Source organism: Paludisphaera sp. (genome assembly GCF_037189885.1).
Taxonomy (GTDB): domain Bacteria; phylum Planctomycetota; class Planctomycetia; order Isosphaerales; family Isosphaeraceae; genus Paludisphaera.
Genome location: NZ_JBBCIR010000070.1, coordinates 1 through 26,889, shown reverse-complemented (window position 1 = coordinate 26,889; position 26,889 = coordinate 1). Strand labels below are relative to the sequence as shown.

Annotated in this window: 22 protein-coding genes; 9 read left to right on the top strand and 13 right to left on the bottom strand. The window is 70.7% G+C overall.

Annotated elements, in window-relative coordinates:
- Positions 1-151 precede the first annotated feature (151 nt).
- Positions 152-1,267 (bottom strand): GDSL-type esterase/lipase family protein, encoded by a 1,116-nt coding sequence (locus tag WG209_RS19010; protein ID WP_337176662.1) that lies wholly within the window; start codon positions 1,265-1,267, stop codon positions 152-154.
- Between the two features lie 241 nt (positions 1,268-1,508).
- Between WG209_RS19010 and WG209_RS19005 the strand changes: the two genes are divergently transcribed.
- From WG209_RS19005 to WG209_RS18995, 3 genes are all read left to right on the top strand, one after another.
- Entirely contained in the window at positions 1,509-3,032 is a 1,524-nt protein-coding gene (locus WG209_RS19005; RefSeq protein WP_337176661.1) for a GspE/PulE family protein, read from the top strand.
- Positions 3,033-3,101: 69 nt separating this feature from the next.
- Positions 3,102-4,160 carry a hypothetical protein gene (locus tag WG209_RS19000; protein WP_337176660.1) on the top strand — a complete coding sequence of 353 codons (1,059 nt, stop codon included), beginning with the start codon at positions 3,102-3,104 and terminating at the stop codon, positions 4,158-4,160.
- 76 nt (positions 4,161-4,236) lie between these two features.
- A complete protein-coding gene (locus tag WG209_RS18995; RefSeq protein WP_337176659.1) occupies positions 4,237-5,556 on the top strand; it encodes a Gfo/Idh/MocA family oxidoreductase in 1,320 nt (439 codons plus the stop codon).
- 16 nt (positions 5,557-5,572) lie between these two features.
- Here WG209_RS18995 and WG209_RS18990 read toward each other — a convergent pair whose 3' ends face one another.
- Positions 5,573-6,199: an MT-A70 family methyltransferase gene (locus WG209_RS18990; RefSeq protein ID WP_337176658.1), complete on the bottom strand. Its 627-nt coding sequence runs from the start codon at positions 6,197-6,199 to the stop codon at positions 5,573-5,575.
- Between the two features lie 119 nt (positions 6,200-6,318).
- Positions 6,319-6,624, bottom strand: a complete 306-nt coding sequence (locus WG209_RS18985; protein ID WP_337176657.1) for a hypothetical protein — start codon at positions 6,622-6,624, stop codon at positions 6,319-6,321.
- A 307-nt stretch (positions 6,625-6,931) separates the two neighbouring features.
- Between WG209_RS18985 and WG209_RS18980 the strand changes: the two genes are divergently transcribed.
- Both WG209_RS18980 and WG209_RS18975 read left to right on the top strand, forming a co-directional pair.
- Positions 6,932-7,750, top strand: coding sequence for a methyltransferase domain-containing protein (locus tag WG209_RS18980; RefSeq protein ID WP_337176656.1), 819 nt, complete (start codon positions 6,932-6,934; stop codon positions 7,748-7,750).
- Positions 7,723-9,378 (top strand): alkaline phosphatase family protein, encoded by a 1,656-nt coding sequence (locus tag WG209_RS18975; RefSeq protein WP_337176655.1) that lies wholly within the window; start codon positions 7,723-7,725, stop codon positions 9,376-9,378. The genes WG209_RS18980 and WG209_RS18975 overlap by 28 nt, the downstream gene beginning before the upstream one ends.
- A 153-nt stretch (positions 9,379-9,531) precedes the next feature.
- Here WG209_RS18975 and WG209_RS18970 read toward each other — a convergent pair whose 3' ends face one another.
- Both WG209_RS18970 and WG209_RS18965 read right to left on the bottom strand, forming a co-directional pair.
- Positions 9,532-10,032 carry a Fur family transcriptional regulator gene (locus WG209_RS18970; protein WP_337176654.1) on the bottom strand — a complete coding sequence of 167 codons (501 nt, stop codon included), beginning with the start codon at positions 10,030-10,032 and terminating at the stop codon, positions 9,532-9,534.
- Between the two features lie 426 nt (positions 10,033-10,458).
- On the bottom strand, positions 10,459-12,057 hold the full coding sequence (locus WG209_RS18965; RefSeq protein ID WP_337176653.1) for a GMC family oxidoreductase: 1,599 nt from the start codon (positions 12,055-12,057) through the stop codon (positions 10,459-10,461).
- A gap of 388 nt (positions 12,058-12,445) precedes the next feature.
- Here WG209_RS18965 and WG209_RS18960 point away from each other — a divergent pair, with 388 nt between their 5' ends.
- Positions 12,446-14,362: an ATP-binding protein gene (locus tag WG209_RS18960; RefSeq protein ID WP_337176652.1), complete on the top strand. Its 1,917-nt coding sequence runs from the start codon at positions 12,446-12,448 to the stop codon at positions 14,360-14,362.
- Between the two features lie 92 nt (positions 14,363-14,454).
- A complete protein-coding gene (locus WG209_RS18955) occupies positions 14,455-15,474 on the top strand; it encodes an ROK family protein (protein ID WP_337176651.1) in 1,020 nt (339 codons plus the stop codon).
- A 21-nt stretch (positions 15,475-15,495) separates the two neighbouring features.
- On the opposite strand, the gene dusB is transcribed toward WG209_RS18955, so the two are convergent.
- A complete protein-coding gene (gene dusB, locus WG209_RS18950) occupies positions 15,496-16,587 on the bottom strand; it encodes a tRNA dihydrouridine synthase DusB (protein WP_337176650.1) in 1,092 nt (363 codons plus the stop codon).
- A 444-nt stretch (positions 16,588-17,031) separates the two neighbouring features.
- On the opposite strand from dusB, the gene WG209_RS18945 reads away from it, so the two are divergent.
- Positions 17,032-18,297, top strand: coding sequence for a class I SAM-dependent methyltransferase (locus WG209_RS18945; RefSeq protein WP_337176649.1), 1,266 nt, complete (start codon positions 17,032-17,034; stop codon positions 18,295-18,297).
- Here the strand turns inward: WG209_RS18945 and WG209_RS18940 are convergent.
- The 7 genes from WG209_RS18940 to WG209_RS18910 all read right to left on the bottom strand — a co-directional run bounded on the left by WG209_RS18940 (position 18,242) and on the right by WG209_RS18910 (position 25,805).
- Positions 18,242-18,694 carry a hypothetical protein gene (locus WG209_RS18940; RefSeq protein ID WP_337176648.1) on the bottom strand — a complete coding sequence of 151 codons (453 nt, stop codon included), beginning with the start codon at positions 18,692-18,694 and terminating at the stop codon, positions 18,242-18,244. The two genes, WG209_RS18945 and WG209_RS18940, sit on opposite strands and share 56 nt — an antisense overlap.
- A gap of 540 nt (positions 18,695-19,234) precedes the next feature.
- Entirely contained in the window at positions 19,235-19,525 is a 291-nt protein-coding gene (locus WG209_RS18935; protein WP_337176647.1) for a hypothetical protein, read from the bottom strand.
- Positions 19,526-19,550: 25 nt separating this feature from the next.
- Complete coding sequence (locus WG209_RS18930) at positions 19,551-20,264, bottom strand: hypothetical protein (RefSeq protein WP_337176646.1); 714 nt, start codon at positions 20,262-20,264, stop codon at positions 19,551-19,553.
- Positions 20,265-20,346: 82 nt separating this feature from the next.
- Positions 20,347-24,534, bottom strand: coding sequence for an FtsK/SpoIIIE domain-containing protein (locus WG209_RS18925; RefSeq protein ID WP_337176645.1), 4,188 nt, complete (start codon positions 24,532-24,534; stop codon positions 20,347-20,349).
- A gap of 58 nt (positions 24,535-24,592) precedes the next feature.
- On the bottom strand, positions 24,593-24,805 hold the full coding sequence (locus WG209_RS18920) for a hypothetical protein (RefSeq protein WP_337176644.1): 213 nt from the start codon (positions 24,803-24,805) through the stop codon (positions 24,593-24,595).
- A gap of 50 nt (positions 24,806-24,855) precedes the next feature.
- Positions 24,856-25,443: a hypothetical protein gene (locus WG209_RS18915; protein WP_337176643.1), complete on the bottom strand. Its 588-nt coding sequence runs from the start codon at positions 25,441-25,443 to the stop codon at positions 24,856-24,858.
- A gap of 89 nt (positions 25,444-25,532) precedes the next feature.
- A complete protein-coding gene (locus WG209_RS18910) occupies positions 25,533-25,805 on the bottom strand; it encodes a WXG100 family type VII secretion target (protein ID WP_337176642.1) in 273 nt (90 codons plus the stop codon).
- Between the two features lie 222 nt (positions 25,806-26,027).
- On the opposite strand from WG209_RS18910, the gene sixA reads away from it, so the two are divergent.
- Positions 26,028-26,528 (top strand): phosphohistidine phosphatase SixA, encoded by a 501-nt coding sequence (sixA, locus tag WG209_RS18905; protein WP_337176641.1) that lies wholly within the window; start codon positions 26,028-26,030, stop codon positions 26,526-26,528.
- Positions 26,529-26,889 lie beyond the last annotated feature (361 nt).

Here is a 26,889-nt window from a genome sequence, read left to right as displayed (position 1 = left end):
CCCCACCACAAAAGCCTTTCCTTCGCTAACGCCTCTCGATTACGCCCCCCTCATCCGCCCCTCCGGGGCACCTTCGCCCACGAGGGGAGAAGGGGGGATCATGCTCGCTTCGAGCCTCGGCCGCTCGCCATCCAGGCAGGCCGCGCCCCGCTCACTCCGCCAGGCTCAGCCCCGGCAGGGTGCCTCGCTCCGCCACGGCGGCGCGGAAGGCTTCGAAGATGGCGCGGTGGCCGCGGACGCTGGGGTGCTTGTCCCAGGGAGAGACGCGGAACTCCTCGGGCGAGAGGTCGCGGAAGGCGTCGCCCAGGTCCAGGAGGTCCAGGCCCTCGCGACGGACCGCGGCGCGGATGAACTCGCTCAGGGCCGGGTTGTCCAGCTTCGCGTCGGCGCGGGGGATGACGACGACCGTCATCGGCGTATCCAGTTCCCGCGCGATCCGGGCCCATCCCGCGAAGGCCCCTTCCAGCAGCGAGCCGGCCTCGCGCTGGAGCTTCTTCCGCAAGACGTCCGCCGAGTCGGTCGGGGAGACCATCGCGCGGTCGAGGGCCTCGCGGACGTAACCCAACGCGGGGGGGATCTCGGGCCGGGGGTCGGATCGGATCACGGCCTCCAGGTGCATCTCCTCCAGCGCGACGTCCAGGACGGAGGCGTCGCAGAGGATCCAGTCGGGCTGGTAGGCGGCGGCCTCCTCGGTCATCCGGGCCAGCCGCCGCGAGGGGGAGTCGCCGGAGACGGAGAGGTTGACCACCTCCACGCGGACGCCCGGATCGGTCGCCCGGTCGAGCCAGGGCTCGATCAGCCGGGGGTACGCCTCGTCGTCGCCGACGCCGTGGCCCATCGTGTTCGACGACCCGAAGACGACGACCCGATAGACGCCCTCGGGCCTGGGGATCGCCACCTCGGGCGTGCGATAGCCCCGGGAGTTGGTGCGGAACGGGATGCCGTTCCAGATGACGTCGAGGTTCGGCCGCATCGCCCAGCGCAGGTAGGTGGGCGACGGCTCCACGATCCCGGCGGCGCCGAACGGGACCCATCCCGGCGGCGGCGCGTCGAGGGCGGGGGCGGCGGCCGGGCCGCGGTTGGCGTCGATGATGGCCTCGTAGTAGCCCCGCGTCTCCAGGCCCCCGATCTCGCGGCCGATCCGGGCCTCCCCCCGGGCGGCGCGCAGCCAGTCGTGCTCGGGCGCGAACGCCCCGACCGCCAGGATGGCGACGCAGGCCAGTAACGAGGAGGCGTCGGCCCGGCCGGCGGGCGAAAGCCTGATCATGGGGGGGCTCCGTGGGGATCGCGATCGACGACGTCGACCGTCGAATACCGCAAATCGCCGCGGGCCGCAAGTCGGGCCGTCGCGCCGCGATCTCCGTCTTGTGCGCGCCTCGATTATGATGAACAATGCGGGCCGGGCGTCGGGGAGGCGCGCGGCCGCCCCCGACCACCCCGATCGGCGTCCCGCCCGGGCGACGAAGTCGCCGCGCCGGCCACATATCGGCGAACCGAGAGGCCCCCCGATGGAACCCAGCACCGCCACGACGGCCCCGGCCGAGCCCTCCACCCAGGACGCGGCGCTCGCCGTCGCCCTGGTCCGGAGCGGCGTCCTCACCGAGGGCCAGGTGGCCGAGGCCCGCCGCTTCGCCGAGGCGAACGGCCGCGGGTTCGCCCAGGCCGTCCTGGAGATGAACCTCATCTCCCCGGAGCGGCTCAACCAGCTCGCCTTCGAACGCCTCAGCGCGCTGGCCGAATCCCCGTCGCCGCCGACCGCGGAGAAGGGGGCCGACGAGGCCGAGGGCAAGGCCGCCGAGATCGTCGCCCTCCCGGATCGCGGCCAGATCCAGCGCGACGTCCGCAAGGAGTTGCAGGAGATCTCGCAGGTCGTGCCGGTCCCGGCGCTGGTGGGGCAGATCCTCGAGCGCGCCATCGACTGCCGCGCCACCGACATCCACTTCGACTCGCTGGACAACGGCCTGCGGGTCCGCTACCGGATCGACAGCCAGCTCCAGGACATCCTGTTCATCGACTCGGCGACCACCGCGGCCGTCCTCAGCCGCGTCAAGGTGATGGCCGACCTCAACATCGTGGAGCGCAGGCACCCCCAGGACGGCCGGATCACGATCGTCTACAACAGCAGGCCCCGCGACCTCCGCGTCGCCACCTTCCCGACGATCTACGGCGAGAAGATCGTCATCCGGATCCACGAGGTCCTCACCGACGTCGTCGGCTTCGCCCACCTGGGGATGTCGAAGGCCCAGGCCGAGACGATGGACCGCCTCATCACCCAGCCCTACGGCGCCATCCTGGTCGCCGGGCCGGTCGGCGCCGGCAAGACCTCCACGCTGTACAACTGCCTGGAGCGGATCAACTCGCCGCTGCGCAACGTGATGACGATCGAGGACCCCATCGAGCACCGGATGCCCGGCGTCAACCAGACCCAGGCCGGCTCCGGCGTCGGCGAGATGACCTTCAGCGACGGCCTCCGCGCCCTGCTGCGGCAGGACCCCAACGTCGTCATGATCGGCGAGATCCGCGACGAGGAGACCGCCCGGATCGGGATCCGCGCCGCGCTGACGGGCGTCCTGGTCTTCAGCACCCTCCACGGCTCGGACGCCCCCAGCACCATCAGCAACCTGTACAACTTCGGCATCCCCGGCTACCAGCTCTCCAGCAGCCTGCTGGCCATCGCCTCCCAGCGCCTGGTCCGCAAGATCTGCCCCAAGTGCCGCGTCGCCTACGAGCCGGACGAGCAGCTGCTGCTGTCGCTGGAGCTGGACCCGGACGAGCACCGGGGGATCCAGCTCCACCGCGGGACGGGCTGCCCGGCCTGCTTCCAGACCGGCTACCTCGGCCGGACCGGCGTGTTCGAGATCATGATGGTGGGCGAGGAGTTGCGCGACCTGATCTTCCAGCAGATCCCCCGGGACGTGCTGCGTCGCGTGGCGGTCGACCTGGGAATGCGAACGTTGAAGCAGTCGGCGGTCGATAAGATCCTGGAAGGGGTCACCACGGTGGAGGAGGTCTACCGCGTGGTGTCGTTCTGAAACCAGGATCGACCCGGCGGATCGGCCCAGCGAACGGGCCGGGCCGGCCGGACCGACAGGAGGTCGGCGATGCGCGCGCAACGTCTCGGCTGGAGCGTCACGGCCGCGAGCCTGGGGGCCGTCCTCGCCCTCTCGCCCGCCGCGGGGGCCGACGAGCCCGGTCTCTTCGGCCGTCTCTTCCGCATGGGGGGCTCGAACTCTTCGAAGGCCCCCGCCGGCAAGCCCGCCTCGCCGTTCGGCAAGCCGCGGCCGGGCGCCCCGGGCGGGCACAACCATGATCACGACCACGGGCCGGGGGCCGGACCCGGACCGGACCGCGCCGGTTCTGGCGGCGGCGACAACTTCATCCCCCCCGCCGCCCCCCGGACGGCCGTCGCGCCGCCGGCCTCCCCGACGGGCCCCGGCCCGAGCACCCCGGAGGCCGCCGACGCCAACTCCGCGCCGCCGATCGCCCCCCGCGCCCGCGTCAGCAGCGCCGCCACCGAGGCCGACCCGCTGCTGACGCGCGTCGCCCTGGGCCGCTCCAACGACGGCGGCCGGTTCGGCATGTTCATGCAGGTGTACGCGGACGGCACCGTCATCGACTCCGAGGGGGTCCACCGCCTCTCCCCGGCCGACGTCAAGCCGCTGGCCGACCTGGTCGCCTCGGGCGAGCTGGGCCGCAACCGGGGCCACTGCGGCGTCCCCTCGGGCGACTACGTCGAGGAAGTCCACGTCGTCGTCTTCGAACGCCGGCTCGGCCGCCTGACCGCGCAGCCGTTCTCGTACTCGGGCAACCCCCAGGGCTGCGACGCCTCCGTCCGCCAGCTCCACGCGGTGCTGGAGAACCTCCAGCTACGCCTCTCCGGCCTGCCGGCCGCCGCCGTCGCGAACGCCGCCGACGCCCCGATGGCCGCGCCGGCCCTCGCCCCCGCCGCCGCGCCGGCCCTGCCCCTGGACGAACTCGTGGCCCCCCCCGCCCTGCCCGACGCCGCCCCCGCGCCGACGTTCAGCTCGTCCCGCGTGGCCCCCCCGGGGCCGACCATCGGGACCGGCCGCGTCCTGCCGCCGCTGGACGAGGATCCGGCCCCGACCGGCCCGGTCATCCCGCTGACCTCGGAAGACCCGCTCCCCCCGCCGGGACGTTGACCGACCCCCGGCGACGCGCGACACTGGTCGGCATGCAGCGAGATTTCCACTCGTCCATGCCGACCGGTCCCCAGCCATGAAACGACGCGACTTCCTGAAAACCGGCCCCGCCGCCCTCTCCGTCGCCCCGCTCCTGGCGGGCGCGGCCCCCGCCGACGAGCCGGACGAGGGACGGCCCGGCGGCAAGGCTCGGATCGCGGTCATCGGCGTCGGCTCGCGCGGGACGGGCCTCTTGCGGAGCCTCTGCCGCCTCCCGAACGCCGAGGTCGTCGCCGTCTGCGACCTCTACCGGGACCGCGCCGAGGCCGCCGCCAAGATTTGCGCCGACGCCGGCGCCCCCGCCCCGAAGGTTTACGCCGAGGACGAACGCGCGTGGCGCGAGGTGTACGCGCGGGAGAAGCCCGACGCCGTCATCATCGCCACCTACTGGGACTCCCACGCCGAGATGAGCGCCGCCGCGCTGGAGGCGGGCATCCACGTCGGCTGCGAGGTCCCCATCGCGATGACCGTCGACGACTGCTGGAGGCTGGTCGAGACGGCCGAGCGGACCGGCGTCCCCTGCATGATGCTCGAGAACTGGAGCTTCCGGCGGGACAACCTCGCGCTGTTGAACATGATCCGCCTGGGCATGCTCGGCGAGATGATGCACGGCCACTGCGCCTATTCGCACTACGGCGTCCCGGGGAGCTACAAGGCCGACGGCCGCGGCGACACCTGGCGGAACCGCTACATCGCCGAGCGCGGGCTGAACTGCAACTACTACCCCACCCATGCCCTGGGGCCGATCGTCAGCTGGTTCGACATCAACGCCGGCGACCGCTTCACCGAGATCTACTCCGCGGCCACGGCGGCCCGGGGCGTCAACGACTTCGTCCGCCGCGAATTTGGCCCCGACCATCCCAACGCCACCAGGGCGTTCTCGCAGGGGGACGTGGTCACGTCGATCCTCAAGACGGCCAACGGCAAGACGATCGTCGTCAACCTCGACACCAAGCTCCCGCGCCCCTACGCCAACCGCTGGCTGGCCGCCGGCACCCGGGGCGTCTACGACGAAGAGAAGGCGTCGATCTACCTCGACGGCGTCTCCCCGGCCGCGGAGGCGTGGGAGCCCTGGGCCCCCTACGAGGAGAAGTACAACCACCGCTTCTGGAGCCAGGGCTCCACCGGCGGCCACATGGGGACCGACCCCCTCATGCTCCGGCTGTTCGTCGACTCGGTCGCCGCCCGACGGCCGACGCCGCTGGACGTGCATGATTCCGTCGTCATGAGCGCCGTGGTCGACCTCTCGGGCCGATCGATCAAGGAGAACCGGCCGGTCGAGTTCCCCGACTTCACCCGAGGCGCGTGGAAGACCCGCCAGCCCTACTTCGCCCTCGACCGCCGTCGCGAGGGCTGAGGGGCGCGCGGACTGCTCAGTGACGCCGGACGTCGCCGTTGTATCCCTTCACGACCGGCCGGGCCTCCTCGTAGGTCTCGGCCTGGTCGCCCCAGCAGGTCCAGCCGGGGACGCGACGACGCGCGAACAGCTCCAGATACGGCCCCGGGCTGCACTCCTCGATGATGCGGTACTGGTCGTCGGGCTTCCAGGAGTGCTCCTGCTTCCGCGCGACCATCGCGTTGGTCTGCCTGCGCCCCGCCTCGCGGGTGCGGAGCTTGCCGCGCACGCCGAACAGGATCATCTCGGTGACGTTGCGGAAGTAGAACCCGACCCCCCGCCCGTCCGGCCCGCCGTCCTTGCGGACCTTCAGCCAGACGAGGTTCGTCTTGTAGGCGAACCCCCACGCCGTCATGATCGCCAGCGCCTCCGGGAGCAGGGCGTTGGGCGTCCAGAGGTAGAGGTGGCTGCGGGGCAGCGCGAAGTCGCCGACGGGCATCGCCGCGATCTCCGCGAACGTCATCGTCTCGTACCGCCGCAGCCGCCGATGCTCCGGCGAGACCTTCCCCGTGCGATTCTGGAACCGCCACGGCGGGTCGATCAGGATCGCCCCGTACCGGCCTGACAGCCCGCTCAGCGGATGGAGGGGGTTCGGAGCGTCCATGTTCTCCCGCGCGGTCGAGGCCGGGGATCACGAGGGGCCAATCGCCCTTGTATCCCCTGGGATGGCGCGCCACAAGGCCCGAGGGAGACATGAGCGGCGTTCGATCCCGGCGACGGACGCTAACGCCCCCGCTTCCGCACGATGACCAGGTGCCCCCGGTCCAGGTGGTAGCCGGTGTCCGGGTCGCCTAGCCCCGCGACGAAACCGGGCCCGTGCTCCTCGACCACCCCGGGGGCGTCCGGGATCGTGAGCGAGTAGTCGTCGTAGTCCCAGGCGTCCGGATCGGCGGCGCCGTAGGTGTCGAACCCCGGTTCGACGTACCGGCCGACCTCGACCTCCCGGGCGATGCCCAGCGAGGCGAGGTGGCCCTGGAAGAGCGCCGCGAGCCGGCGGACCTCTTCGAGGGGCAACGCATAACGATTCATGCATAACCTCCGTGGAGGAGCTACCCGCCCCGAGGGGCGATTCGTCGGCCCGCCCGGCGGAGGGCTCGCATCCATGATAAACGCCCGGCAGGCATGTCGTGGCGACAAACGGGAGAAATCGAGGGTCGGGCCCGGTCGCCGGGCGTCCTGCGCCCGCGCCGCCCCGCCCGGACCGCCGGCCCTCGCCGACTTGCGGTTGACCGAATTCCGGCACGCGCCTAAGATCGCCCCGATTTTCGGGGTGGTTTCGCCTCGGGCGCCGCGGCCCCGGCTCGCGACCACAACGGCTCATGGAGGAGCAACGACGATGCGAGACCACAACAAGGCGTTCTGCCGCCTTGTGGCCGAGAACTTCGACTGCCCCGCGCCGGTGGTCGAGTTCGGGTCGTACCAGGTCGATGGCCAGGAGGGCTACGCCGACCTCCGGGGGATGTTCGCCGGCAAGGCGTTCATCGGCTGCGACATGCGGCCGGGCCCCGGGGTCGACCGGATCGAGGACGTCTCGGCCATCGGGATGGCCGACGGCTCCGTCGGGGCGGTCCTCTGCATCGAGACCTTCGAACACGTCTTCGAGATCCGTCGCGCCTTCGACGAGGTCTTCCGGGTCCTGGCGCCGGGGGGGATCTTCGTCTTCACCTCGCCGCTGAACTTCCGGATCCACGCCTACCCGGACGACTACTGGCGCATGACGCCCAGCTGCCTGAAGCGGATGATGCGGCCGTACGACGCCCGGATCGTCGGCGCGCAAGGGGTCCGCGCGTTCCCCCATTCGGTCATGGCGATGGGGATCAAGGGCCCCGCCCCGGTCGACTTCCAGGACCGCGCCCGCGCCCTGGTCGCCGGCTACGACGCCTTCCTGGCCGCGTCCGAGGCGGCGATCCCGCCCCGCCAGCGGCTCCGGCGGCGGCTCGGCATGCTCTACCGCTCCAAGGGGGAGCGGCAGGCGATCGCCGGCTATTACCGCTCGGAATTCAGCGTGGAGGTCGGGGCCGAGGCGGTCTCCGTCCCCATCGCGGCGGCCGGCCGCGAGCTGCGCGTCGACACGGCGGTCGACGGCTCCCCCATCCCCACGATCCACGACGCGAAGGGCCAAGGCGCATGGCGGCACACCTCGATCGTCTACTGATCCTCGGCCTCGACGGCGCGACCTGGAGCGTCCTGGACCCCATGCGGGCCCGGGGCGTCATGCCGAACCTCGACGCCCTGCTGGGATCGGCCGCGCACGGCGTCCTCACGTCGGTCGACCCTCCGGTGACCACCGCCGCCTGGACCTCCATGTCCACCGGCTGCGTCCCCTCGCGGCACGGCGTCTTCGACCATCGCTACTACGACGCCGCCGCCGACCGGATGAAGGTCAACCACTTCGGCCGCGTCCGCGTCCCGACCATCTGGAAGATCCTCTCCGACGCCGGCCGCCGCTGCGCCTGCCTGAACGTCCCCGGCCTCTTCCCGCCGCCGAAGGTCGACGGCGTGGTCGTCTCCGGCATGGACGCCCCCCACCTCGACGCCGCGCTCCAGGGCTCGCCCGAGTTCGCCGAGCGGCTCAAGGCCGAGGTCCCGGACTACACCCTCCGCTACTTCTGGAAGCGCGCGCCCCGGTCGCTGGAGGAACTCCAGGTCAACGCCCGCTCCACCGTCGAGAGCTTCCTCGGCCGCGCCAAGGGGGGGCTGCTGGCCGACCGGATGTACCCCGACTGGTCCGCCCTGATGGTCCAGTTCCAGAACCTGGACCCGTTCCAGCACCGCGCCTGGCGGCACCTGAACGTGGACGGGACCGGGATCGAGGACCCCGAGTGGAACGCCGCGGCGGCCGACGTGATGCGCGGGCTCGACCGCGCCATCGGCATGCTCTGCGAGCTGGCCTCCGCCCGGGGCGCGGGGATCATGGTGGTCAGCGACCACGGCTTCGGCCCGTGCGAGGGGCGGATCGACGTCAATCGGATCCTCCTCGACGCCGGGGTCGCCCGCGCCGCGGGGCCGGTGAGCCGGCTCGCCCGCCGCGGCCGGCAGGCCGTCGACCGCGCGCGGCTCTGGAAGGCCAAGCGGAGCGACCCGACGGCGCGGTCGGCGTCGTTCGACCAGTCGGTCGCCGGCTCGTTCCCGTTCGACTGGTCGCGGACGATGGCGTTCGCGCCGCACCAGGACACGGCGGCGATGATCTACGTGAACTCGCCGGCCCGGCGCGGCACGACCCGCCACGCCGCCGCGCTGTTCACCCCGCGCGAGGTCGACGAGGCCCGCGCCGCCGCCTTCCAGGCGCTCGACGAGGCCCGCCATCCCGAGACCGGCCGGAAGCTGTTCCCGAAGATCATCGCCACGGCCGAGGCCTACGGCATCGACCCGGCGCGCGAAGGCTACCCGGACCTCATCGCCCTGCCCGACGGCCCCTTCTGGGTCCGCTCCAAGCTGGCCGGCGGTGCCCCCGGCGAGTGGGTCCACGAGGATCCCAACCTCACCGGCACCCACCGCCCCGAGGGGGTCGTGGCCATCGCCGGCGGCGGGTTCGCCCCCGGCCGGAACCTCCGCGCCCGCCTCATCGACGCCGCGCCGACCGTGCTTAGCCTCCTGGGCCTCCCCGTCCCGCCCCACATGGACGGCTGCCCCATCGGCACCTACCGCCCGAAGCCCATCGAGCGCCTGGACGACCCCTCCACCCAGCCGATCGCCGGCCCCCACCAGCCCGCGTTCGAGTTCACCGAGGAAGAGCAGGCGATCCTCGAACAGCGGCTCATGGATCTAGGCTACATGGAATGAGCCGACGCGGGACGCGCGCGACCCGCCCATCGAGCGTGGGGCGCGCGTCCCCTCTCCCCCCGGGAGAGGGTGGCCCGAAGGGCCGGGCGGGGGTCGCCGGATTGTGGAGGCCGCGACGGTTCACGATCGCGCGACCGATGCCGTCCCCGCCTGTTAGATCAGATCCAGCCGCCGCCTGGGGCTGTGGGAGCGGTCGCAGTCCGAGCAGACGCCTTCGATGAGGAAGCGGTGCCCGGTGACGCGGAAGCCGCGGGCGCGGCCGACTTCCTCGCAGAGCTTCAGCAACTCGTCGTTGCGGAACTCGATCACGCGGTTGCAGCTCGTGCAGTGCAGGTGATCGTGGGCGGGGTAGCCGTAGTCGTGCTCGTAGGCCGAGCGGTTCGTCAGCCGAAGCTCGCGCAGCAGGCCGGACTCGACCAGCAGGCGGAGCGTGCGATAGACGGTCGATCGGCTGATGGCGTGGCCGGCGTCGTGGAGGTCGCGGACCAACTCGTCGGCGTCGAAGTGCTTGTGGGTGCTGAAGATGTGCTGGACGAGCGTGCGCCGGGGGTCCGTGAGCTTCTCGCCGCGGATCTCCAGGAATTCGCGGAACTTGTCCTCGGGCGATTCCTTGACGTCGAGGGGGGGTAAGTCGTCGGTCTGGGTATTCGCCACGGCCGCGTCCTTCCGTCCAGGCTGCGAGCGGTATTCAACGATGCTCTAGTCCACCGGCGATCAAGAATGATTATTCATTGTAGCAAGGATCGGCCCAGAACGCCAGATTCGACGAACGCCCGCCCGCTAACCCCTCCTGGACAATAGGTTACGCCGACCACCGGCCAGGCCGGTCGGGTAACCTCGAAAAAGTGGGAAAACCTGAAACCGCCGCCCCTCCCCGGCGGGCCATGCGACTGATTTACGGCCATGCTCCTTGATATCCCTGACGCGGTAAAAGGGGAACAGCCGGGCGGCGCCCTCGCCTGGCGTCACGTTCGCGACAGGCCGGGCGCATGGCGGGACGGACCGGACGACGCCCCCGAAGGCCGGCGGCGGGCGGGTTGGCCCCGCGCGAGGTCTCGTCTCGCGGATTCACGGGATGGATCAGGCGACCGCGAACGCGGGCTCGACGCGCTCCGCGGCCGCCAGCCGTCGATGGATGATGTCGCCGACTCGGATCGCGTTCGCCGCGATCGTCAGGCCCGGGTTGGCCCCCGCGCTGCTCGGCATGAAGGAGCCGTCGACGATGTAGAGGTTGGCGAGCCCATGGACGCGGTTGCTCGGATCGACCACGCTCGTGGCCGGGTCGGTCCCGGAGCGGCAGGAGCCGCATGGGTGGCCGTAGTTCAGCGCCAGCTCCCGATTCAGGAACATCGACCGGACGCCCTTCAGGCGCCTCTTGAGCAGGTCGCGGAACAGCCGGTCCCGCCGCCGCAGTTCGTCGCTCACCCGATATTCCACGCGGATGCCGCTCGGCTCGCCGGGATCCAGGACGACGCGATTCTCCGGGTAGGGGAGGTCCTCGATGACGGCGGCGAACACGGCCGCCCGCCCGAGGACGCGGGAGGCGGCGAAGGCGGGGACGCGCAGGAGGTGCCACGCGAGGCGATTGCCCCGGAGCCGGGAAAGTTCGAGGTTGTTGCGCATCGCGTACACGATATTCCCGTAGCCCGCCGCGACTCCCATCGATTGCAGGAGCCCGAGCCGATGGCCCTCGTGGCTGTAGAAGTCGCGCAGGCCGATCGACTTGCTCGGGCTGGCGTCCTTGAACTTCCGCGACGGCCAGATGGCCACGAGGCTCATGAGGTGGAACATGATGTGGCGACCGACCTGGTCGCGGTCGTTGCCGACGCCCCGGGGCCAGAATTCGTTGCGAGAGGCGAGCAGGAGCTTGGGGGACATGTACGCCCCCGCCGACAGGATGACGACCTTCGCGCGGATCCGCAGCTCGCGGCCCTTGCGCGTGCAGAGCACGCTCCGGACGGCTTTTCGATCCGCCTCCAGCCGGGTCACCTCGCAGTGGTCCAGCACCTCGCACCGGCCGTTGTTCGCGACGGGCTCGACGCAGATGCTCCGCGAGTCGTTCTTGCAGGATCTGTGGCAGACCCGCCCCGGGCACAGGTCGCACCGCTCGACGCCCTTGGCGGCGAGATGGGATTGGTAGGGGTGCAGCCCCCGCCCCTTGAGCAGCTCGAACAGATTCGAGTCGATCGCGTTCAGCGGCCACGGCTCGAGGAGGGCGCGCCCATCGTCGTCGGCATCGAGGGGGTCCGGGGTCCCGCGGACCCGGTACAGCCGCTCCGCCCTTTCATAGTAGGGCAGGAACCGATCGTAGGAGATCGGCCAGGAGGCGACGCCGGGCCGGTCCTCCTCGGTCGGATGGAAGTCCGAGCGACGGAACCGCTCCAGGGCCGCGGGATAGAGCAGCGTCGAACCGCCGACGCCGCAGCCCATCGGGGCGAAGAACCTCCTCGTCACGCCGTCGACGCTCGACGTGATCTTCGTCGGCCAGCGCCCGTCGCGGAGACGGTCGTCGGGATCATCGGGCTGGCTGGACGGCGACGGACGGCGCCCGAACTCGCTCGCGCCGCGCTCGATGAAGAGGACTCGATAACCTTGCTCCGCGAGGGCGTGGCCCACCGTGCCCCCGCCCATGCCGGCTCCGATCACGGCCACGTCCCATTCCTGGTCGCGCGGTTTCATTCGGGGTGCCTCGACTTCGCCTCGTTCGGAACACCGGCCGACTCGAAACCAATAACAGAAGTCCGCGAACACCGCCACGAATGATGACAAAACGCAACACGCGCCTGCTCGCGGCGGGGGTCGGGCGATCCACGGGGAGGGAGTTCAGGGGCGTCGTCAGGCCGAGCCGGCCCGAAGGCCGGGGAATGGAGCGGAGCGTCTCGGCGTCGCGATTCTCTCTCGGCGCTCTCCGACTGGCCTGGAACGGCCGCGCCGATTAGACTACATGTTCCCATCGTGATGGCCCCACTGGTAAGAACGAAGCAGCGCCTCGAACACGGACCCGCGCGACCCGGCCTCGTCGCCGCGCCGCGGTCGACGCCCCGCGGCACGGTAGAGGGAACGACCGGTGTCCTATCGCAGCTTCAAGCACCTGCTCGGCGAGACCAGCCTGGAGCGCAAGTGTCGCTTCATCTTCGGGCTGGGGCTGTTCCTGCTGGTCGTCGGCAGCTTCTTCATGTACGGGGTCAAGACCGAGACCCTGGTGCGCAACCAGACGACCCAGACGGCCCGCATGGCCGTCAACCCCACGCTGATGAACCTGCACTACAAGAAGCTGGGGAACTACTTCTTCGAGCCGATCATCGACGCACTGTTCCGGGACCTCAAGCCCGGCTCCGACGAGGCGCCGAACATCAAGGCGCGGGTGCTGCGGGCCTATCGCGACCCCAAGGACGACGCCAAGAACCCCGAGGACGACTTCGAACGCTCCGCGCTGGCGCGGTTCCTCAAGGCGTCGGCCGCGGAGGAGGCGATCGTCGCCGCGGGGGGGGCGAGGCCGAACGAGTACACCTTCGCCGACGGCACGCGGATGTGGGAGGGGCGGATCGTCAACGGCCCCAAGGAGCAGGAATACCAGTACGTCCAGGCCGTGACCTTCAAGCCGAGCTGCCTGGTGGACTGCCACAGCCGCGAGGACGCGGCGCTGGACGACTTCGGCGCGGGGAAGGTCCACATCGACAACCACCTCTGGCGGCCGGCGCCCGACGGCCTCCGCAGCGTCCCGGTCCGGGCCGGCGACCTCGCCGGGGCCGTGGTGGTCCGGGTGCCCATGGAGCAGACCCGCCTGGCGATCAACAGCAACCGCGCCGTGCTGATCGCCGCGGCGCTGGTGACGACGGTGCTGGCGATCCTGGCCTCGGCGATGATCGTCCGCTACATCATCGTCAAGCCGATCAAGCACCTGCGCGACGTCTCGGACGCCATCGCCGCCGGCCGGCTGAACATCCGCAGCCAGATCCAGACCGGCGACGAGTTCGAGGACCTCTCGCACGCCTTCAACCGCATGCTCCACAACCTGGTGGCCATGCAGCAGGAGCTGCGCGACGTCAACAACGACCTCGACCGCAAGGTGGACGAGCTGGCCCAGGCCAACATGGCGCTCTACGAGATGAACCGCATCAAGAGCGACTTCCTGGCCACCATGAGCCACGAGCTGCGCACGCCCCTGAACTCGATCATCGGCTTCTCCGAGGTGCTCAACGGCAACCCGAACCTCAACGAGCGGCAGCAGCGGTACGTCGTCAACATCCAGGCGTCGGGCAAGATCCTCCTGGGGATGATCAACGACGTCCTCGACCTGGCGAAGATCGAGAGCGGCAAGATGGAGGTCCGCGGCGAGGACTTCTCGATCCGCGACGTCTGCGAGGCGCTGACGAACCTGTCGCGGCCGATGGCCGAGCGCAAGGACGTGGCGCTGGAATGCCGGATCGACGAGGCGATCCCGCTCCTGCGTCAGGACCCGGGCAAGATCCGCCAGATCCTCTACAACCTCCTCTCCAACGCCATCAAGTTCACGCCCGAGGGGGGCCGCGTGACGCTCCGCGCCCGCGCCGAGGGGCGGTTCGTGGTCCTGGAGGTGGAGGACACCGGCATCGGCATCGCGGAGGAGGAGCGCGAGGCGGTCTTCGAGAAGTTCCGCCAGGCCAAGGCGCCCGGCCGGGCCGACGACGTGCTGACCCGCGAGCACCAGGGGACCGGCCTGGGCCTGTCGATCGTCCGCGAGCTGGCCCGGCTGCTCGGCGGCGAGATCCACCTCCGCAGCCAGCTCGGCCGCGGCAGCACGTTCACCGTCAAGCTGCCGATGCAGCTCGCCGGCGACCACCGCTTCGAGGTCGACGTGTCCGACCGCCGCGTCGACCTGACCAAGGCGCGGCGCGTCGAGACCCAGCCGTCGCTCCCCCACCGCCCCCCGCCCCGCCCCCTCCCCGGCGGCCTCGGCGCCGACCCGCTCCGCGGCGTGGGCAAGAACGCCCCGGCCGTCTGACCCGGCCAACCGGCCCCCTCCATCGATCCCGGCCGGAACGGCTTACGCGCCGGCGATCGGTCCGGTAAAATGGCCGGACGACGGAGGCGGCGATGCGCCGCGGTCGCGAGCAGGGCCTGGAGAGGAAGCTGATGATTGAAATCGGCGGCGGGCGTCCCGTGGTCGGCGTCGACCTGGGCGGGACGAAGATCATGGCGGGCGTGGTCGCCGCCGACAACCGGGTCCTCGGCCGGGGTAAGCGCCCCACCCCCGCCAAGGAAGGGGGCCCGGCGATCCTCAAGGCGATGCTGGAGTGCGTCGACGAGGCGCTCGCCGGGGCCGGCCTGACCCGCGGGGACCTCGCCGCGGCGGGGATCGGCTCCCCCGGCCCGCTCGACACCGGCGGCGGCGTGATCCTCCACAGCGCCAACCTGAACGTCAGGAACTACCCGATCGGCCCGGAGCTGTCGGCCGCGCTCGGCGTCCCGACGCGGGTCGACAACGACGTGAGCGTCGGCGGCTACGGCGAGTTCATCCTCGGCGCCGGCCGGGGCTACTCCGACATCCTCGCCGCGTTCGTCGGCACGGGGATCGGCGGCTGCCTCATCATGGACGGCAAGATCGTCAAGGGGGCGACGAACAACTCCGGCGAGATCGGCCACGTCGTCGTCAAGGTCGGCGGCCCGCGCTGCGGCTGCGGCGCCAACGGCTGCATGGAGGCCCTCGCCAGCAAGACGGCCATCGCCAACCGCCTCGTCAAGGCGTCGAAGAAGCGGGGCTACCCGCTGGGCGAGAAGATCCAGCGCAAGGGGCGCCTCAAGAGCGGCGACCTGGCCCAGGCCGTCCGCGACAAGGACCCGATCGCCATCCGCGAGGTCGAGCGCGCCGCGTACTACCTCGGCGTGGGGCTCGGCGGCCTGGTCAACGTTATCGGCCCCCAGGTCGTCATCATCGGCGGCGGCGTGACCGAGGCGCTGGGCCAGCCCTTCGTCGACCTGATCGAGTCCTCCGCCCGGATCCAGATCATCACCGACCCGGACCGGGTCATCAAGTTCGTCCCCGCCGCCCTCGGCGACGACGCCGGCATCCTGGGCGCCTCGCTCTACGCCCGCGACATGATCGCCCGGGGCTGACGCGACGGCCGGCCCGCCCCCTCACCAGTTCTCGATCGGGCCGGAGGGGACCGGGACGTGGGCCTCGAAGTGCCCCGGGAGCGGGGCGCTGGGGCCCTCGGCGCGGACCAGGGCGACGGTGTTGTCGAAGACCTCGGACGATCGCAGGTTGATGAGTTCGAGGTAGAACTTCTTGGGCATCCTCGTGAAGTGGTAATACCACTTGAGGATCTTGCGGAACTGGAGGCAGGCGAAGTGCTCGCCCCGGCGCTCCAGCAGGCCGTGGAAGTGGATCGACATGAAGTCGAGCCGCTCGTCGAACGTCGGGTCGGGGCCGGGCTCGCCGTGGCGGACCCAGTGGTCGAGCTGGCGGAAGAAGAACGGGTTCGCCAGCGCGCCGCGGCCGATCGACACCGCGGCGCAGCCGGTCTCCTCCATCATCGAGGCCGCGTCGGCGATCGAGCGGACGTCGCCGTTGGCGACCACCGGCATGGAGTCCACCGCGTCGACCACCGCCTTGATGCCGTCGCGGTCGACCTTGCCGGAGAACCCCTGCGCCCGCGTCCGGCCGTGGATGATGACCGCCGCCACGCCGATCCGCTCGAACGCCCTCGCCAGCGCCGGCGCCGTCAGCGAGGTCTCGTCCCAGCCCAGGCGCATCTTGACCGTCACCGGCACGCCCGCGGCCTCGACCACGGCGGAGACCAGCTCTGTCGCGCGGTCGGCCTCGTTCATCAGGGCGGAGCCGCCGCCGATCCGCACCACCTTGCGGACCGGGCACCCCATGTTGATATCCACGATCGTCGCGCCGTGCGTCGCGACGTACCGCGCCGCCTGCTCCATCTCGGGCGCGACCTGGCCGTAGATCTGGATCGACAGCGGCTTGTCGGCCGGGCTGGTCTCCGAGAGTTCCAGCGCCCGCCGGCGCATCTCGATCAGCGATCGGGCGTTGACCAGGTCGGTCGTCGCCAGGCCAAGGCCCCCCAGCGAGCGCACGGCCAGGCGGAAGGCCAGGCTCGTGTAGCCGGCCAGCGGGGCGAGGAAGAACCGCGAGGGGATCGAAACGCCCCCGATCGAGAGCGGCTCGCGGGCGATCGGCGGGACCGGCGGGTACAATGGCTCGACGAGGCTCAACGATCGGCTCCAACTCTTCGGTTCGACGTCCGGCACCCTGGAATCTCGGGGAACGCCCCTGTCACGAGGTGCCGCCAGGGCCTGCCATCCGGCAAAACATCAACGAAATGCCTACTCCAAAACACACTGACACTTATGGCCGCCGATGCTTCCGTCTCCTCACGATGATCTCTTCGGGCCGTTCTTCCGCCGGCTCTTTCCTGCAATCGGGGCAGCATTGCTCCGTGTTTTCGCCGTAGTAGAACTTGACGCCGATCCCACACCCAGGGCACTCACCGCGTTGGACGATCTCGGCCTTTGCGTGGGGATTTACGATCCGGTTCTTCTTCCAGTGCATCGCCCACGAGCCCTCGATGCCTTCATGGAATTGACGCCACCGAGTCCTTCCATGCTATCAACCGCGGGGATCGGCGTCTCCGCCGAACCGTGGGCGGCAACATCAAAATGACATTCTACGCGGACGACACGAAACGCTCGACCCAGGATCGCCGGGTGCGGGGCGCCGACGCCTCCGACGCCGAGTTCGAGGTCCTCTCGACCGACGCCGGCCGCGGCTTGCTGGAGGCGGTCGCGGGCGTGAAATCACCCGGCCCGGCCGACGTCGCGCGGTGGCGGAAGGCCCACGCGCCGGAGGCCGTCGCCGCGGCGATGCGTCTGGCCGAGGCCCGGCGCAAGGGGGCCGCGAAGTATACGCTCGCCGACCGCATGTGGCTCGACCCCGTCGGCGTGGAGCAGGCCACCGCCGAGGCCGTCGCCACGCACAAGGCCCGGCGGTTCGAGTCCGACGTGGTGGTCGACCTCTGCTGCGGCGTCGGCGGCGACGCGATCGCGCTGGCCGAGCGTTCGCGCGTCCTGGCCGTCGACCGCGACCGCGGCATGGCCCGGCGCGTCGCCTGGAACGCGGACGCATACGGCCGGGGTGACCGCGTCCTGCCCGTCGTCGCGACGGCCGAGGCGTTCCCCATCCCCCCCGGCGCCTGGGTCCACGTCGACCCCGACCGCCGCGCATCGGGCCGGGGCCGCGCCGTGGCCGCCGAGGGCTACGCCCCCGGGCCGGAGTTCCTGCGCGCGCTGATGCGATCCGCCCCCGCCGGCGCGATCAAGCTCGGCCCCGCCAGCGACTTCGCCCGCTTCGCCGAGGGACTGGATTGCGAGGTCGAGATCATCAGCCTGGGGGGGGAGGCCAGGGAGGCGACCGTGTGGTTCGGCGCCGCGGCCACGTCGCCCCGCCGGGCCACGAGGCTCCCCGAGGGCGTCACCTGGGCCGGCGACCCGACGGACGATTACCCCGCCGTCGCCCCGATCGGCCGATGGCTTTACGAGCCCGACCCGGCGCTGTCGCGTTCCGGCCTGCTCGACTCCTTCGCCCGCGCCCACGGCCTGGGCCGGATCGCGGCGGATCTCCCCTACCTCACGTCCGACGAACTGCTCGCCACTCCCTGGCTCGAGGCGTTCGAGATCCTCTCCGTCCACCCGCTCGACCTGAAGCGGCTCCGCAAGCTGATCGACGCCGAGCGCCTCGGCCCCGTCCAGGTGAAGCACCGGGCGACCGACCTGAAGCCCGAGGCCGTCCGCCCCCTGCTCCGCCACCACGGCGACTCCCCCGCCGTCCTCTTCCTCGCCGCCGGCGCCGGACCTGGCCGGGCGATCGTGACTAGAAGGCCGGGTCCCACCGAACGACCTCAGGCAGAGAAGTCCGGCAGAGCGTAGGCGCGCGTGGGGCCCTCGGGCCCATGAGGCGTTCGAGGGCCCAGCAGCCGGGCCAGTGCGGCCCGGGACGACGGAGGTGCGAGAGGATCGCGGGGTCCGCGCAGCCGGACGCCTCAAGGGCATCGGCCAGCGTAGGCAGCTCGGCGAAATTCTCGGTCCGATAGAGGGCCTCGGCGAACTGGGGAATGAAGCCGTCGTTCCAGTCCTCCCAGGCGCGGCCGAGGTCCACGACCGGCGGCGAGACGTGGTCGCCGAACAGGTCGCGGAGGATGTCGCACTGGGCGCGCGTCTCGGGCTTCAGCGCCTCCCTCAGGTCGGGGAGCAACGCCTTCCAGTCCTCCCCCTCCTGGAGCCAGCGCCGGCCTCGGGCCGCCAGGACATCGTGAGCGTATGCCATCGCGGCCGGATCATGCGAGGGGGGGGAATCCACATCCTCCCGGAGGATACTACCCACTACCGGCCGACGCATGTCCCTGGAAAGCGTCCAGGCGGCCGCGTGGGCGGCGTTATCATGACGGCCATATTCCGGCGACAGCAGGACCGCCATCGCGGCCGGCCCGGTCCCAAACCAGGTGAAAACCTCTCGAAGAGCTTGCGCCGCGACCTCCCGCGCTTCCTCTCGGGCGATGAGGAATTCGTCCTCGGAAGCCTCGCCATCGGCCCACCGCTTGGCGACGTCGACGGCTCGCCTGCTCCGCTCATCCAGTATCAGGGCGTCGATTCGTCGGCAGCACGCGACCGCGAACAGACGAAGCGACTGGTCGTCCGCGCGCCCGCCCAGGGCCGCCAGCATGCGACTGGGGTTCGTGCATATGGCCCACCCCGCGTCGGTGAGCGGGGGCGGCTTCCTCACGCGCTTCACCAGCCGGATTACGCCCATGGCCCCTCCGTCAGTACAGCCGGCTCTCCGGGTGAAAGTTGCGGATGACGTACCGCCTCAGCGCGTATAAGATATGAGGTTAACCAGCTTGACCGCGATCAGCCAGGAGTCGAGGGCGTAGGCCTCGCGGAAGTCGGTCAGGCCGAACGTGAGGAAGGCCAGGGCGTAGACCGGCTCGACCCGCGACCGCCGATGGCGGGCCCATCGCGTGAGCACCAGCCCGGCGAACACCACCCACGCCGCGCCCTCGAACAGGTTGAAGCCGTGCGTGGCATGCTCGATCCAGGTCGCCGAGCGGGGCACGTACGTCCACCAGCGATAACAAACCGGGAATTCGTCGGGCCCCACGGATCGGGCTCCTCGGCCGGGGGGTTCAACAGTGGACCTGGATGCCCCAGGACCAGTCCAACGGGCGATGGAGGTCGTCGTAGGGCCACAGGTCGCCCATGAGCTTACGCCCCTCGACGACCTCCCGGCCTGGCTTCGGCGGGCCGTCCACCGGCCAGGCGCGGCGGCAAAGGGCCAGCACCGAGGCGTAGCCGGGGGCGTGCTCGGCGCGGGCGATCAGTTCGCGATAGGTCCAGGGGTAGGGGTCGCCCTGCCCGGCCAGGCTGAGCGCCAGCCAGCCGACGTGGAGGGAGCCGGTCGGGTCGTAACACTCGATCGGTCCCGCCTCCAGGGACCAGCCGTAGTTGAAGCCGAGTTGCGCCTCGTTCTCCTCAGACGGCTCGCGCCGGAGGGCTTCGTACATGGGCCGGGCGAGATCCCCCAGCAGGAGCGTGGCCCGGTAGATCGGAAGATCGGGCAGGCCGTCGAGGGCCTTGGCCATGCGGGCCAGGTCCGGGAAGCGGTCCCCCTCGGCGTCGTACTCGATCTCCCGCACGGCCCAGGACTCGGGGTCGTCCCACTGCGTCGGCCGGTCGTCCTGGTCGATCGATTCGCCGAACTTGACCCGAAAACCGATGGAAAAACCGGGCTTCGACGCCTTCAACGCCGCAAACTCGCGGGCGAACGCGGCCAGCGACGCGGGCGTCAGCCGCTTCGGCGCCTCGGGGCGATAGTAGAGCAGACGAGTCCTGCAGGACATGGCCCGGGGTTGCCTAGACGCCGACGGGTGGACAGGAGGGCGGCGAGCCCCCCTCGGCGGCGGCCGGGGGGGCGACGTGATTTCAGAACTCCTCGGGCTTGGATTCCTCCGCGGGCGTCTCGACCGGGTCGTCGAGGCTGGGGAACGACGGTGGGACGTCGATGTCCTCGAACTTCGGGAACGGCGGGAAGCCGTCGTCGTCATGGCGGCGGGACGAGCCGTTCTCGCGGGGGGCGGGGGGTTCGTCGCTCGGCTCGGGCTCGGGCGGGGCCTCGGGCTCGAAGGGGGCGGGGCGGGCGGCGAAGCGGGCCTTGATGTCGGCGGCCCACTCGGGGTCGGGGAGGCTGTAGGGGCGGAACTTCTCGACCCGGTTCTCCTCCTCGCTGTAGAAGAGGGCCCGGTTCTCGCCCAGCTTGCCCGCGGCCGGCGAGTCGATCACCGTGCTGGAGTCGTTGGCGCTCATCTGGAACAGGACGCGCAGCTCGAACTCGCGGAGGGTGTTGCGGTCGAACATGCGGTTCATGTTGTTGACGCTGTCGATCCAGACGACGGTGTGGATGTTGTAGGTCGGGCCGTCGCGGAGGATGTCGCCGAACTGCTTGCCCGGCGAGGGGGCCTTCTCCTCGCCGAAACTGCTGGAGAAGGAGCCGAAGTCGTCGTCGGCCTTCTTCAGGTCGCGGAAGCGCTGGAGGTCGTAGACGAAGAGGTAGACCGGGGCCTGTTCCTCGGCGTCGGTCGTGTTGTCCCGGCGGCGGTCCAGCTCGCGGGCGACCTCGCCGATCGAGGCGGCCAGGTTGCGCTGGGTGACGTTCGTCACGTTGTGCGGCAGCCAGTCCTTGACCTCGCCGAGCTTGCCGGCCAGGTACGAATCGACGGGCGAGCCGTCGAACATGTAGAGCTTCACGCCGGTCCGCCGCCTGGGCGGGTGCTGCGCCGCGATGGCGATCGCCGACATCATCATCATCGCCAGCGCGGCCTCGCCGTTCTGGCCGATGATCAGGAGGTTGGCGCCCGACTGCGGCCGGAAGACGGCGACGGTCGGGTCCTTGATCGCGATGGCGTCGCCGAGCCACGCCTGCTCGTACCGCGGCGACTCCGCCGGCCACTCGGCCGCGTCCAGGAGCTGGTTGAGCAGCGGGTTCTTGTGGACGTCGGCCGGCAGGTTGCCCTCGAAGACGATGGGGGTCGCCGGCGGGCGGTTCTGGGCGCGGGCGAGGTCCAGCATGTCCTGGAGGTACTCGACCCGGCGCTTGTCGGTCAGCCAGACGACCTGGAAGAGGTTGTTCCCCTCGGGCAGGCCGTTGGCGTCGTTGTAGATCGCCTCGCCGGGGCGGGTCAGCAGCCGCGCGGCGCCGTTGTCCTCCGAGAGGATCAGGTGGGCGTCGGCCTCGGAGCATTGCAGCGCGATGCGGATGGCCATCTGGCCCAGCGTCGCCCGGCCCACCGAGTAGGCTCCGCCGAGCGTCTGCGAGCCGAGGACGACGTGGACGCCGAACGCACGGCCCTGGCGCACCAGGCGGTCGAGCAGCAGCGACACCTCCTGCGCGATCTTGTCGTCCTCGACGAAGAACTCCTGGAACTCGTCGACCACCAGGAGCACGCGGGGCATGGGGAAGTCGGGCTTCACCTCGCGGAAGCTCTTGAGGTCCTGCGCCCCGTGGTCGCGGTAGAGGTCGCCGCGATACTTCAGCTCGGCGTCCAGCCGCTGGAGCACGCTGAGGCCGAACTCGCGCTCGGACTCGACGGCGATGACCTTGGCGTGCGGCAGCTCCTTCTCGGCGTAGACCTTGAACTCGACGCCCTTCTTGAAGTCGATCAGGTACAGCTCGAGCTGGTCGGGGCCGTACCGCAGCGCGGCGTTGACGATCAGGGCGTGGAGCAGCGTCGACTTGCCGGAGCCCGTCTTGCCGGCCACCAGGGCGTGCTGCGAGGTGCCGCGGCCCAGGGTCATCGCCTGGTACTTCGTGGCGCCGGCGCGGCCCAGGGGGACCTCCATGATCTTGCCGCTGTCGAAGGTCCAGAACTGCTCGGGCTTCGGCGCGATCCAGTCGAACGGCACCTCGACCTTGTTGGCGTTCTTGGACGCCTCGCCCATGTGGTGCATGAGCTTGCTGTAGTAGCCGGGGCCGGGGATCGAGTCGAGCTGGAGCGGGAACCGGCCGAAGTTGTCGTCGCGCCAGCCGAGCTTGCCGTCGCGCCAGCTCAGGTTGACGCACTCCGCCTCCAGGTCCTTGAGCTGGAGCCCGGCCGGCATGGGGAGCTTGGGGTCGGCGGAGATCAGGGCGTAGACGCCGCAGCGGGCGCCGCTGGCGACGATGCTCTGGAGCCGCCGCGCGGCGGTCTCGTTGAAGTTGTGCGGGAAGTTGGCGACGACCAGGATCCGGAACGGCTCGGCGACCTCGCCGGCGTGCTGGTTGTACGCCTCGATGCTCTCGAACTCGTTGCGCAGGTACTTCTGGATGACGTTCTCCATGTGCGCGGAGAGGTCTTCCAGGCGCTGGTCGAAGTCGCGGGCCTCGGTCCAGATCCGGCTGGTGACCAGGAGTTCCTGGTAGTCGGCCAGGTGCATGAAGGCGGCGAAGTTCTCGCCCAGGCCGACGGGGTCGAAGATGGTGAACCGGACCTTGCCCGGCGGGATCGACGTCAGGAACCGGAGCATGAGGCTCTGGAGGAGCCTGTTGGCCTCCGCCCGGCCCGAGTCGCCGGTCTTGACCAGGACGCTGGCCAGGTGCGGGAACGGCACGAGCGCGGGGAGGTCGAACTCGGTCGGACCGGCCTCCTGGAGCCGGGGGTCGGTCGGGCGGCCGTGGGGGAAGTCTTCCAGCGCGAACTTGAAGCGGCCGAACGGCAGGGCCGGCGGCACCTCCTCGGGGGGCCGCCAGTCGCCGATCTCGTCCTTGCTGTCCCAGTCGAGGAACCGGCGGGAGGCCTCTTCGTTCACCTCGTCGGCGACTCCGCCGATTCTGGCCAGGCCGTCGGTCCAATCCTTGACGAGGTCGGCCCAGGCGGCGTCGTAGGCGGCCTTCGTGGCGCCCCGCTCCGACTTGATCCGGTCCTGGAGGGCCTTGGTCTCCGCGGCGTGCTGGTCCTTGCGGGCCTGGATCCGCGGCGGGTAGTGGGCGTCGGCCTTCCTCAGGTCGTCGTCGCGCTTCTGCTGGATGGCGGCGAGGCGGTTGGGGTAGACGGCGTCGGCCTCGTTGTACGACTGCCGCGCCTTCTCCTCGGCGTCGGCCACGCGGGCCCTGGCCTTCTCCTCGGCGCCGCGGTAATTCTCCTCGCGGCGCTCGTCGGCCTGCTTCTGGCGGGCCTCGGTGTCGGCCTTGATCCACTCGCCGGCCTCTTCGAACAGCCGGGCGCCCTCGTCGACGCGGTACTTCAGCGGGTAGTAGTGGGCGGAGACGGCGGGGCCGGCCTTCTTCTTGAGGACCATGAACGCGGCGACGCCCGCGACCACGGCCGCGACCACGCCCGCGCCGGCGGCGATCATGGGGTCGAGCCCCGCGCCGAACGCCGCGCCGGCGCCGACGCCGACGCCGATCAGCAGGAACGGCCAGACGAAGTTGGAGAGCTTCAGGAAGTTGGGGAGCTTCAGCGACTCCAGCGCCAGCAGCTCCTCGTCGATCCGGCGGATGACTTCCTGGAGCAGGTCGAGCTTGGTCGGGTCCCCCTTGGGCTCGGGCGGGACGAGCAGCTCGGCGCCGTCGGCCTGGGGGGCCTCGGGGGCGGCCGGCGGGGCGACGGTCGTCGTCGGCTCGACGGGGATCTCCGGGCCGACCATCCTGGCCAGCCGCGCGAGCATCGGCTCGGCGACGTCGCGCAGGTGCTCCAGGTCGTGGCCGGCGACGGCCAGGGCCTCGTCGAGCGACTTACGCCGCTTGATGGTGTTGTCGCGCGCCGCCTCGTACATCGCCAGCGACTGCCAGCGCGAGTCCTCGCTGGCCTTCTTGGCCTTCGACCGCTCCGACTTCAGCGCGGCCTCGATCTTCTGCTTGGCCTGGGCGTACTCGGCCTCGACCGCCTGGGAGTCCGACTGCGCCTTGCGCGTGATGGCCGCGCGGATCTTGGCGTACTCGGACTCCAGCGCCGTGATCTCGGCCTGTCCCCGCGCCGAGAGCTCCTGCGCGGCCTGGCGGTGCTCCTGCTCCTCCCGGTCGCGACGGCGCTTGAAGGCCTGCTCGACCTCGGTCTCCCCCTTGGCCCGGCGGGCGATCAACGCCTCCAGGTCGGTCAGGGCGGCGACTTCTTTCTGGATCAGCGGTGACTCGGGCATGATCGCGATCTTCCGGTAGGGGGGGGCGGTGTCGGGACGGGCGAGGCCGCGGGGAGGCTCAGTGCTCCTCCATGGCCTTGCGGATCTTGGCCAGCGACTCCGAGAGCTTGTCCATGCCGACCATGGCGCGCTTGACCAGGCTCTCGACCGGGGCAAGGTGGTTCTTCTCGAAGTCGCGCGCGACCTGGTCGGCCCAGTAGTCGGTGGTGACGTCCCACTTCTCGCGGAGATCCTTCATCGCGTGCTGCATGCGGGCGGAATGGCTGCTCATGGCTTCGACCCTGCCGGATGGATGACGCGGTTCGGGGGAGACGCGAGGGATCAGCCCTCGGCGGCCGGCGCGGCGGGGGCGGGCGGGGCGGCGGGCGCGGCCGCGCCGCCGGCGCTCGCCGAGGTCCCGGCGGGGGCGTCCCGCGGGGTCGAGGGCGCCTGCAGCGCCAGGTAGTCCTCCAGCGAGCGGACCATCTTCTCCAGCACGCCCATCGACTTCTCGAAGCCGCCGGAGAGGTGGTCGCCCAGCGGCGAGGCGCACGACTTGTACTCGGCGATCTCGTGGTGCATCACGGGGATCAGCTTCTTCACCAGCGCCACCTTCTCCTCGGCCACGCGGAGCTTCTGCATGGCGATGCGCAGGTTCTCCTTCTGCTCGGTGTCCGAGATGGAGTTGTTCCCCTTGGCGGCGATCTGGCGCTTGGCCAGCTCGGATCGCGCGTTCATCACGGCCTCCTGCCGCCGCTTGACCTGCATCTGCCAGTAGCCGAGCTGGTCTCGCTCCAGCCAGTCGCGCATCCGGCGCAGCTCCATGTCGACGCCCGACAGCGCGCCGCGAGCCTCCTCGACGAACTTGATCATCGAGCCCTTGAAGTCCCTCAGGGCTTGGACCGACAAGACCCTCGCGTCCTGGCTCATGCTGACGGCTCCTGGCGAGCGGGGGGAGAGGCTGGCGACCGTGCGCGCGGGGGTCCCCGGCGCGCCTCGGCGCCGGGGACGGGGCGGGCTCAACGCTGCTGCAAATACTCTTCGAGCCGTTCCGCCTTGCGGAGCAGGAACGGGATGTGCTGGTTGGTCGTGTCGACGAACCGCTTGACGACCTGGAGCGTCGCGTCGAACTCCTCCACGAACTTGTCGTGCTCGCGGTCGCGCCAGGTCTGGCCCAGGCCGGAGACCTGGCCGTGGATCACCGTGAGCTGGTTGAGGAGGTCGTTGTTGAACTGCTTCAGCCGCGCGGCGAAGCGGCGGATCTCCTCGGGATTCGCGATGGCTTGGGCCATGCCGGGACCTCGATTCGTCCAGGGGGTTGGGTTGCGTCGACCGGGGCGGGCCGCGACGAGACGGGACGCGACCCCTGAGATTTGCCGTCTTTTATGGTATACGTACTGATAGGGGGCCGCAAGCCCGCGCGCGGCCCCCGGATCGTCGTCCATTATGGGGGCGCCGACGACGCGAGTCCACGAGCGAGCGGGCGGCCCGGCCGGCGACGGAGCGGATCGGAAATGTGGGAAGTTTACATCGTCCGCCACGGCATCGCGGTCGAGCCCGGGACCCCGAAGATCCCCGACGACGAACGCCCGCTGACCCCCAAGGGGGAGAAGCGGACGCGGGCGATCGGCGACGCCCTGGCCGAGCTCGAGCTGCCGCTCAAGCGGATCGTCACCAGCCCCCTGCCCCGCGCCCGCCAGACGGCCGAGATCCTGGCCGATCGCCTCGGCATGTCCAAGAAGCTGGAGGTCGAGCCGATCCTCCGCGCCGGGACCGACGCCCGCGAGATCGCCGACTGGCTCTCGCGCCAGCCCGCGCCCCCGCTGATGATCGTCGGCCACAACCCGGCCCTGGACGAGCTGCTGAGCCTGCTGCTCCTGGGATCCCCGAACGCCCTCCCCTTCGAGTTCAAGAAGGGCGCCGTCGCCGCCGTGCGGCGACCTTCCATCGCCGGGGCGCGCCACTCCCTGCTCTGGGCCGTCCAGCCGGGCGTGCTGCGGAAGCTGGCGGACTGAGCGACGAGCGTGGGTCACACCCTCGCCAAAAGCCGTTCCAGCTCCGCGGCCAGGCGGAAGCCTTCTCGGCCGCCGTGCGCCTTCAGACCGCGGAGCACGAACGGCACGCGCTCCTCGGTGATCTCCAGGTCGCGCGGACAATGCCAAAAGCAACGGCCGTGGAACCGGGCGTAGATTTCGGCGGCGGCTTCGACCCGCGACGATCGTCGCGCCGGGGCCCTAGGCTCTGTCTGATGGGAAGGCTGCCCGCTATGCTATGCCCTCGCAACAACTTGCGAGGAGATACATGGCGAGACGACACGAACTTACAGACCCGCGGTGGGATCTCATCGCCGACCTCTTCCCGACCTACAGCCGAGGT

Coding starts and splice junctions, on each gene's coding strand:
- WG209_RS18985 (WP_337176657.1), bottom strand. CDS start 6,624: ATGAATCGTTATGCGTTGCCCCTCGAAGAGGTCCGCCGGCTCGCGGCG.
- WG209_RS18930 (WP_337176646.1), bottom strand. CDS start 20,264: ATGTCCTGCAGGACTCGTCTGCTCTACTATCGCCCCGAGGCGCCGAAG.
- WG209_RS19010 (WP_337176662.1), bottom strand. CDS start 1,267: ATGATCAGGCTTTCGCCCGCCGGCCGGGCCGACGCCTCCTCGTTACTG.
- WG209_RS18980 (WP_337176656.1), top strand. CDS start 6,932: ATGCGAGACCACAACAAGGCGTTCTGCCGCCTTGTGGCCGAGAACTTC.
- WG209_RS18975 (WP_337176655.1), top strand. CDS start 7,723: ATGGCGGCACACCTCGATCGTCTACTGATCCTCGGCCTCGACGGCGCG.
- WG209_RS19000 (WP_337176660.1), top strand. CDS start 3,102: ATGCGCGCGCAACGTCTCGGCTGGAGCGTCACGGCCGCGAGCCTGGGG.
- sixA (WP_337176641.1), top strand. CDS start 26,028: ATGTGGGAAGTTTACATCGTCCGCCACGGCATCGCGGTCGAGCCCGGG.
- WG209_RS18915 (WP_337176643.1), bottom strand. CDS start 25,443: ATGAGCCAGGACGCGAGGGTCTTGTCGGTCCAAGCCCTGAGGGACTTC.
- WG209_RS18955 (WP_337176651.1), top strand. CDS start 14,455: ATGCGCCGCGGTCGCGAGCAGGGCCTGGAGAGGAAGCTGATGATTGAA.
- WG209_RS18910 (WP_337176642.1), bottom strand. CDS start 25,805: ATGGCCCAAGCCATCGCGAATCCCGAGGAGATCCGCCGCTTCGCCGCG.
- WG209_RS18965 (WP_337176653.1), bottom strand. CDS start 12,057: ATGAAACCGCGCGACCAGGAATGGGACGTGGCCGTGATCGGAGCCGGC.
- WG209_RS18920 (WP_337176644.1), bottom strand. CDS start 24,805: ATGAGCAGCCATTCCGCCCGCATGCAGCACGCGATGAAGGATCTCCGC.
- WG209_RS18940 (WP_337176648.1), bottom strand. CDS start 18,694: ATGGCATACGCTCACGATGTCCTGGCGGCCCGAGGCCGGCGCTGGCTC.
- WG209_RS19005 (WP_337176661.1), top strand. CDS start 1,509: ATGGAACCCAGCACCGCCACGACGGCCCCGGCCGAGCCCTCCACCCAG.
- WG209_RS18945 (WP_337176649.1), top strand. CDS start 17,032: ATGACATTCTACGCGGACGACACGAAACGCTCGACCCAGGATCGCCGG.
- WG209_RS18925 (WP_337176645.1), bottom strand. CDS start 24,534: ATGCCCGAGTCACCGCTGATCCAGAAAGAAGTCGCCGCCCTGACCGAC.
- WG209_RS18995 (WP_337176659.1), top strand. CDS start 4,237: ATGAAACGACGCGACTTCCTGAAAACCGGCCCCGCCGCCCTCTCCGTC.
- WG209_RS18990 (WP_337176658.1), bottom strand. CDS start 6,199: ATGGACGCTCCGAACCCCCTCCATCCGCTGAGCGGGCTGTCAGGCCGG.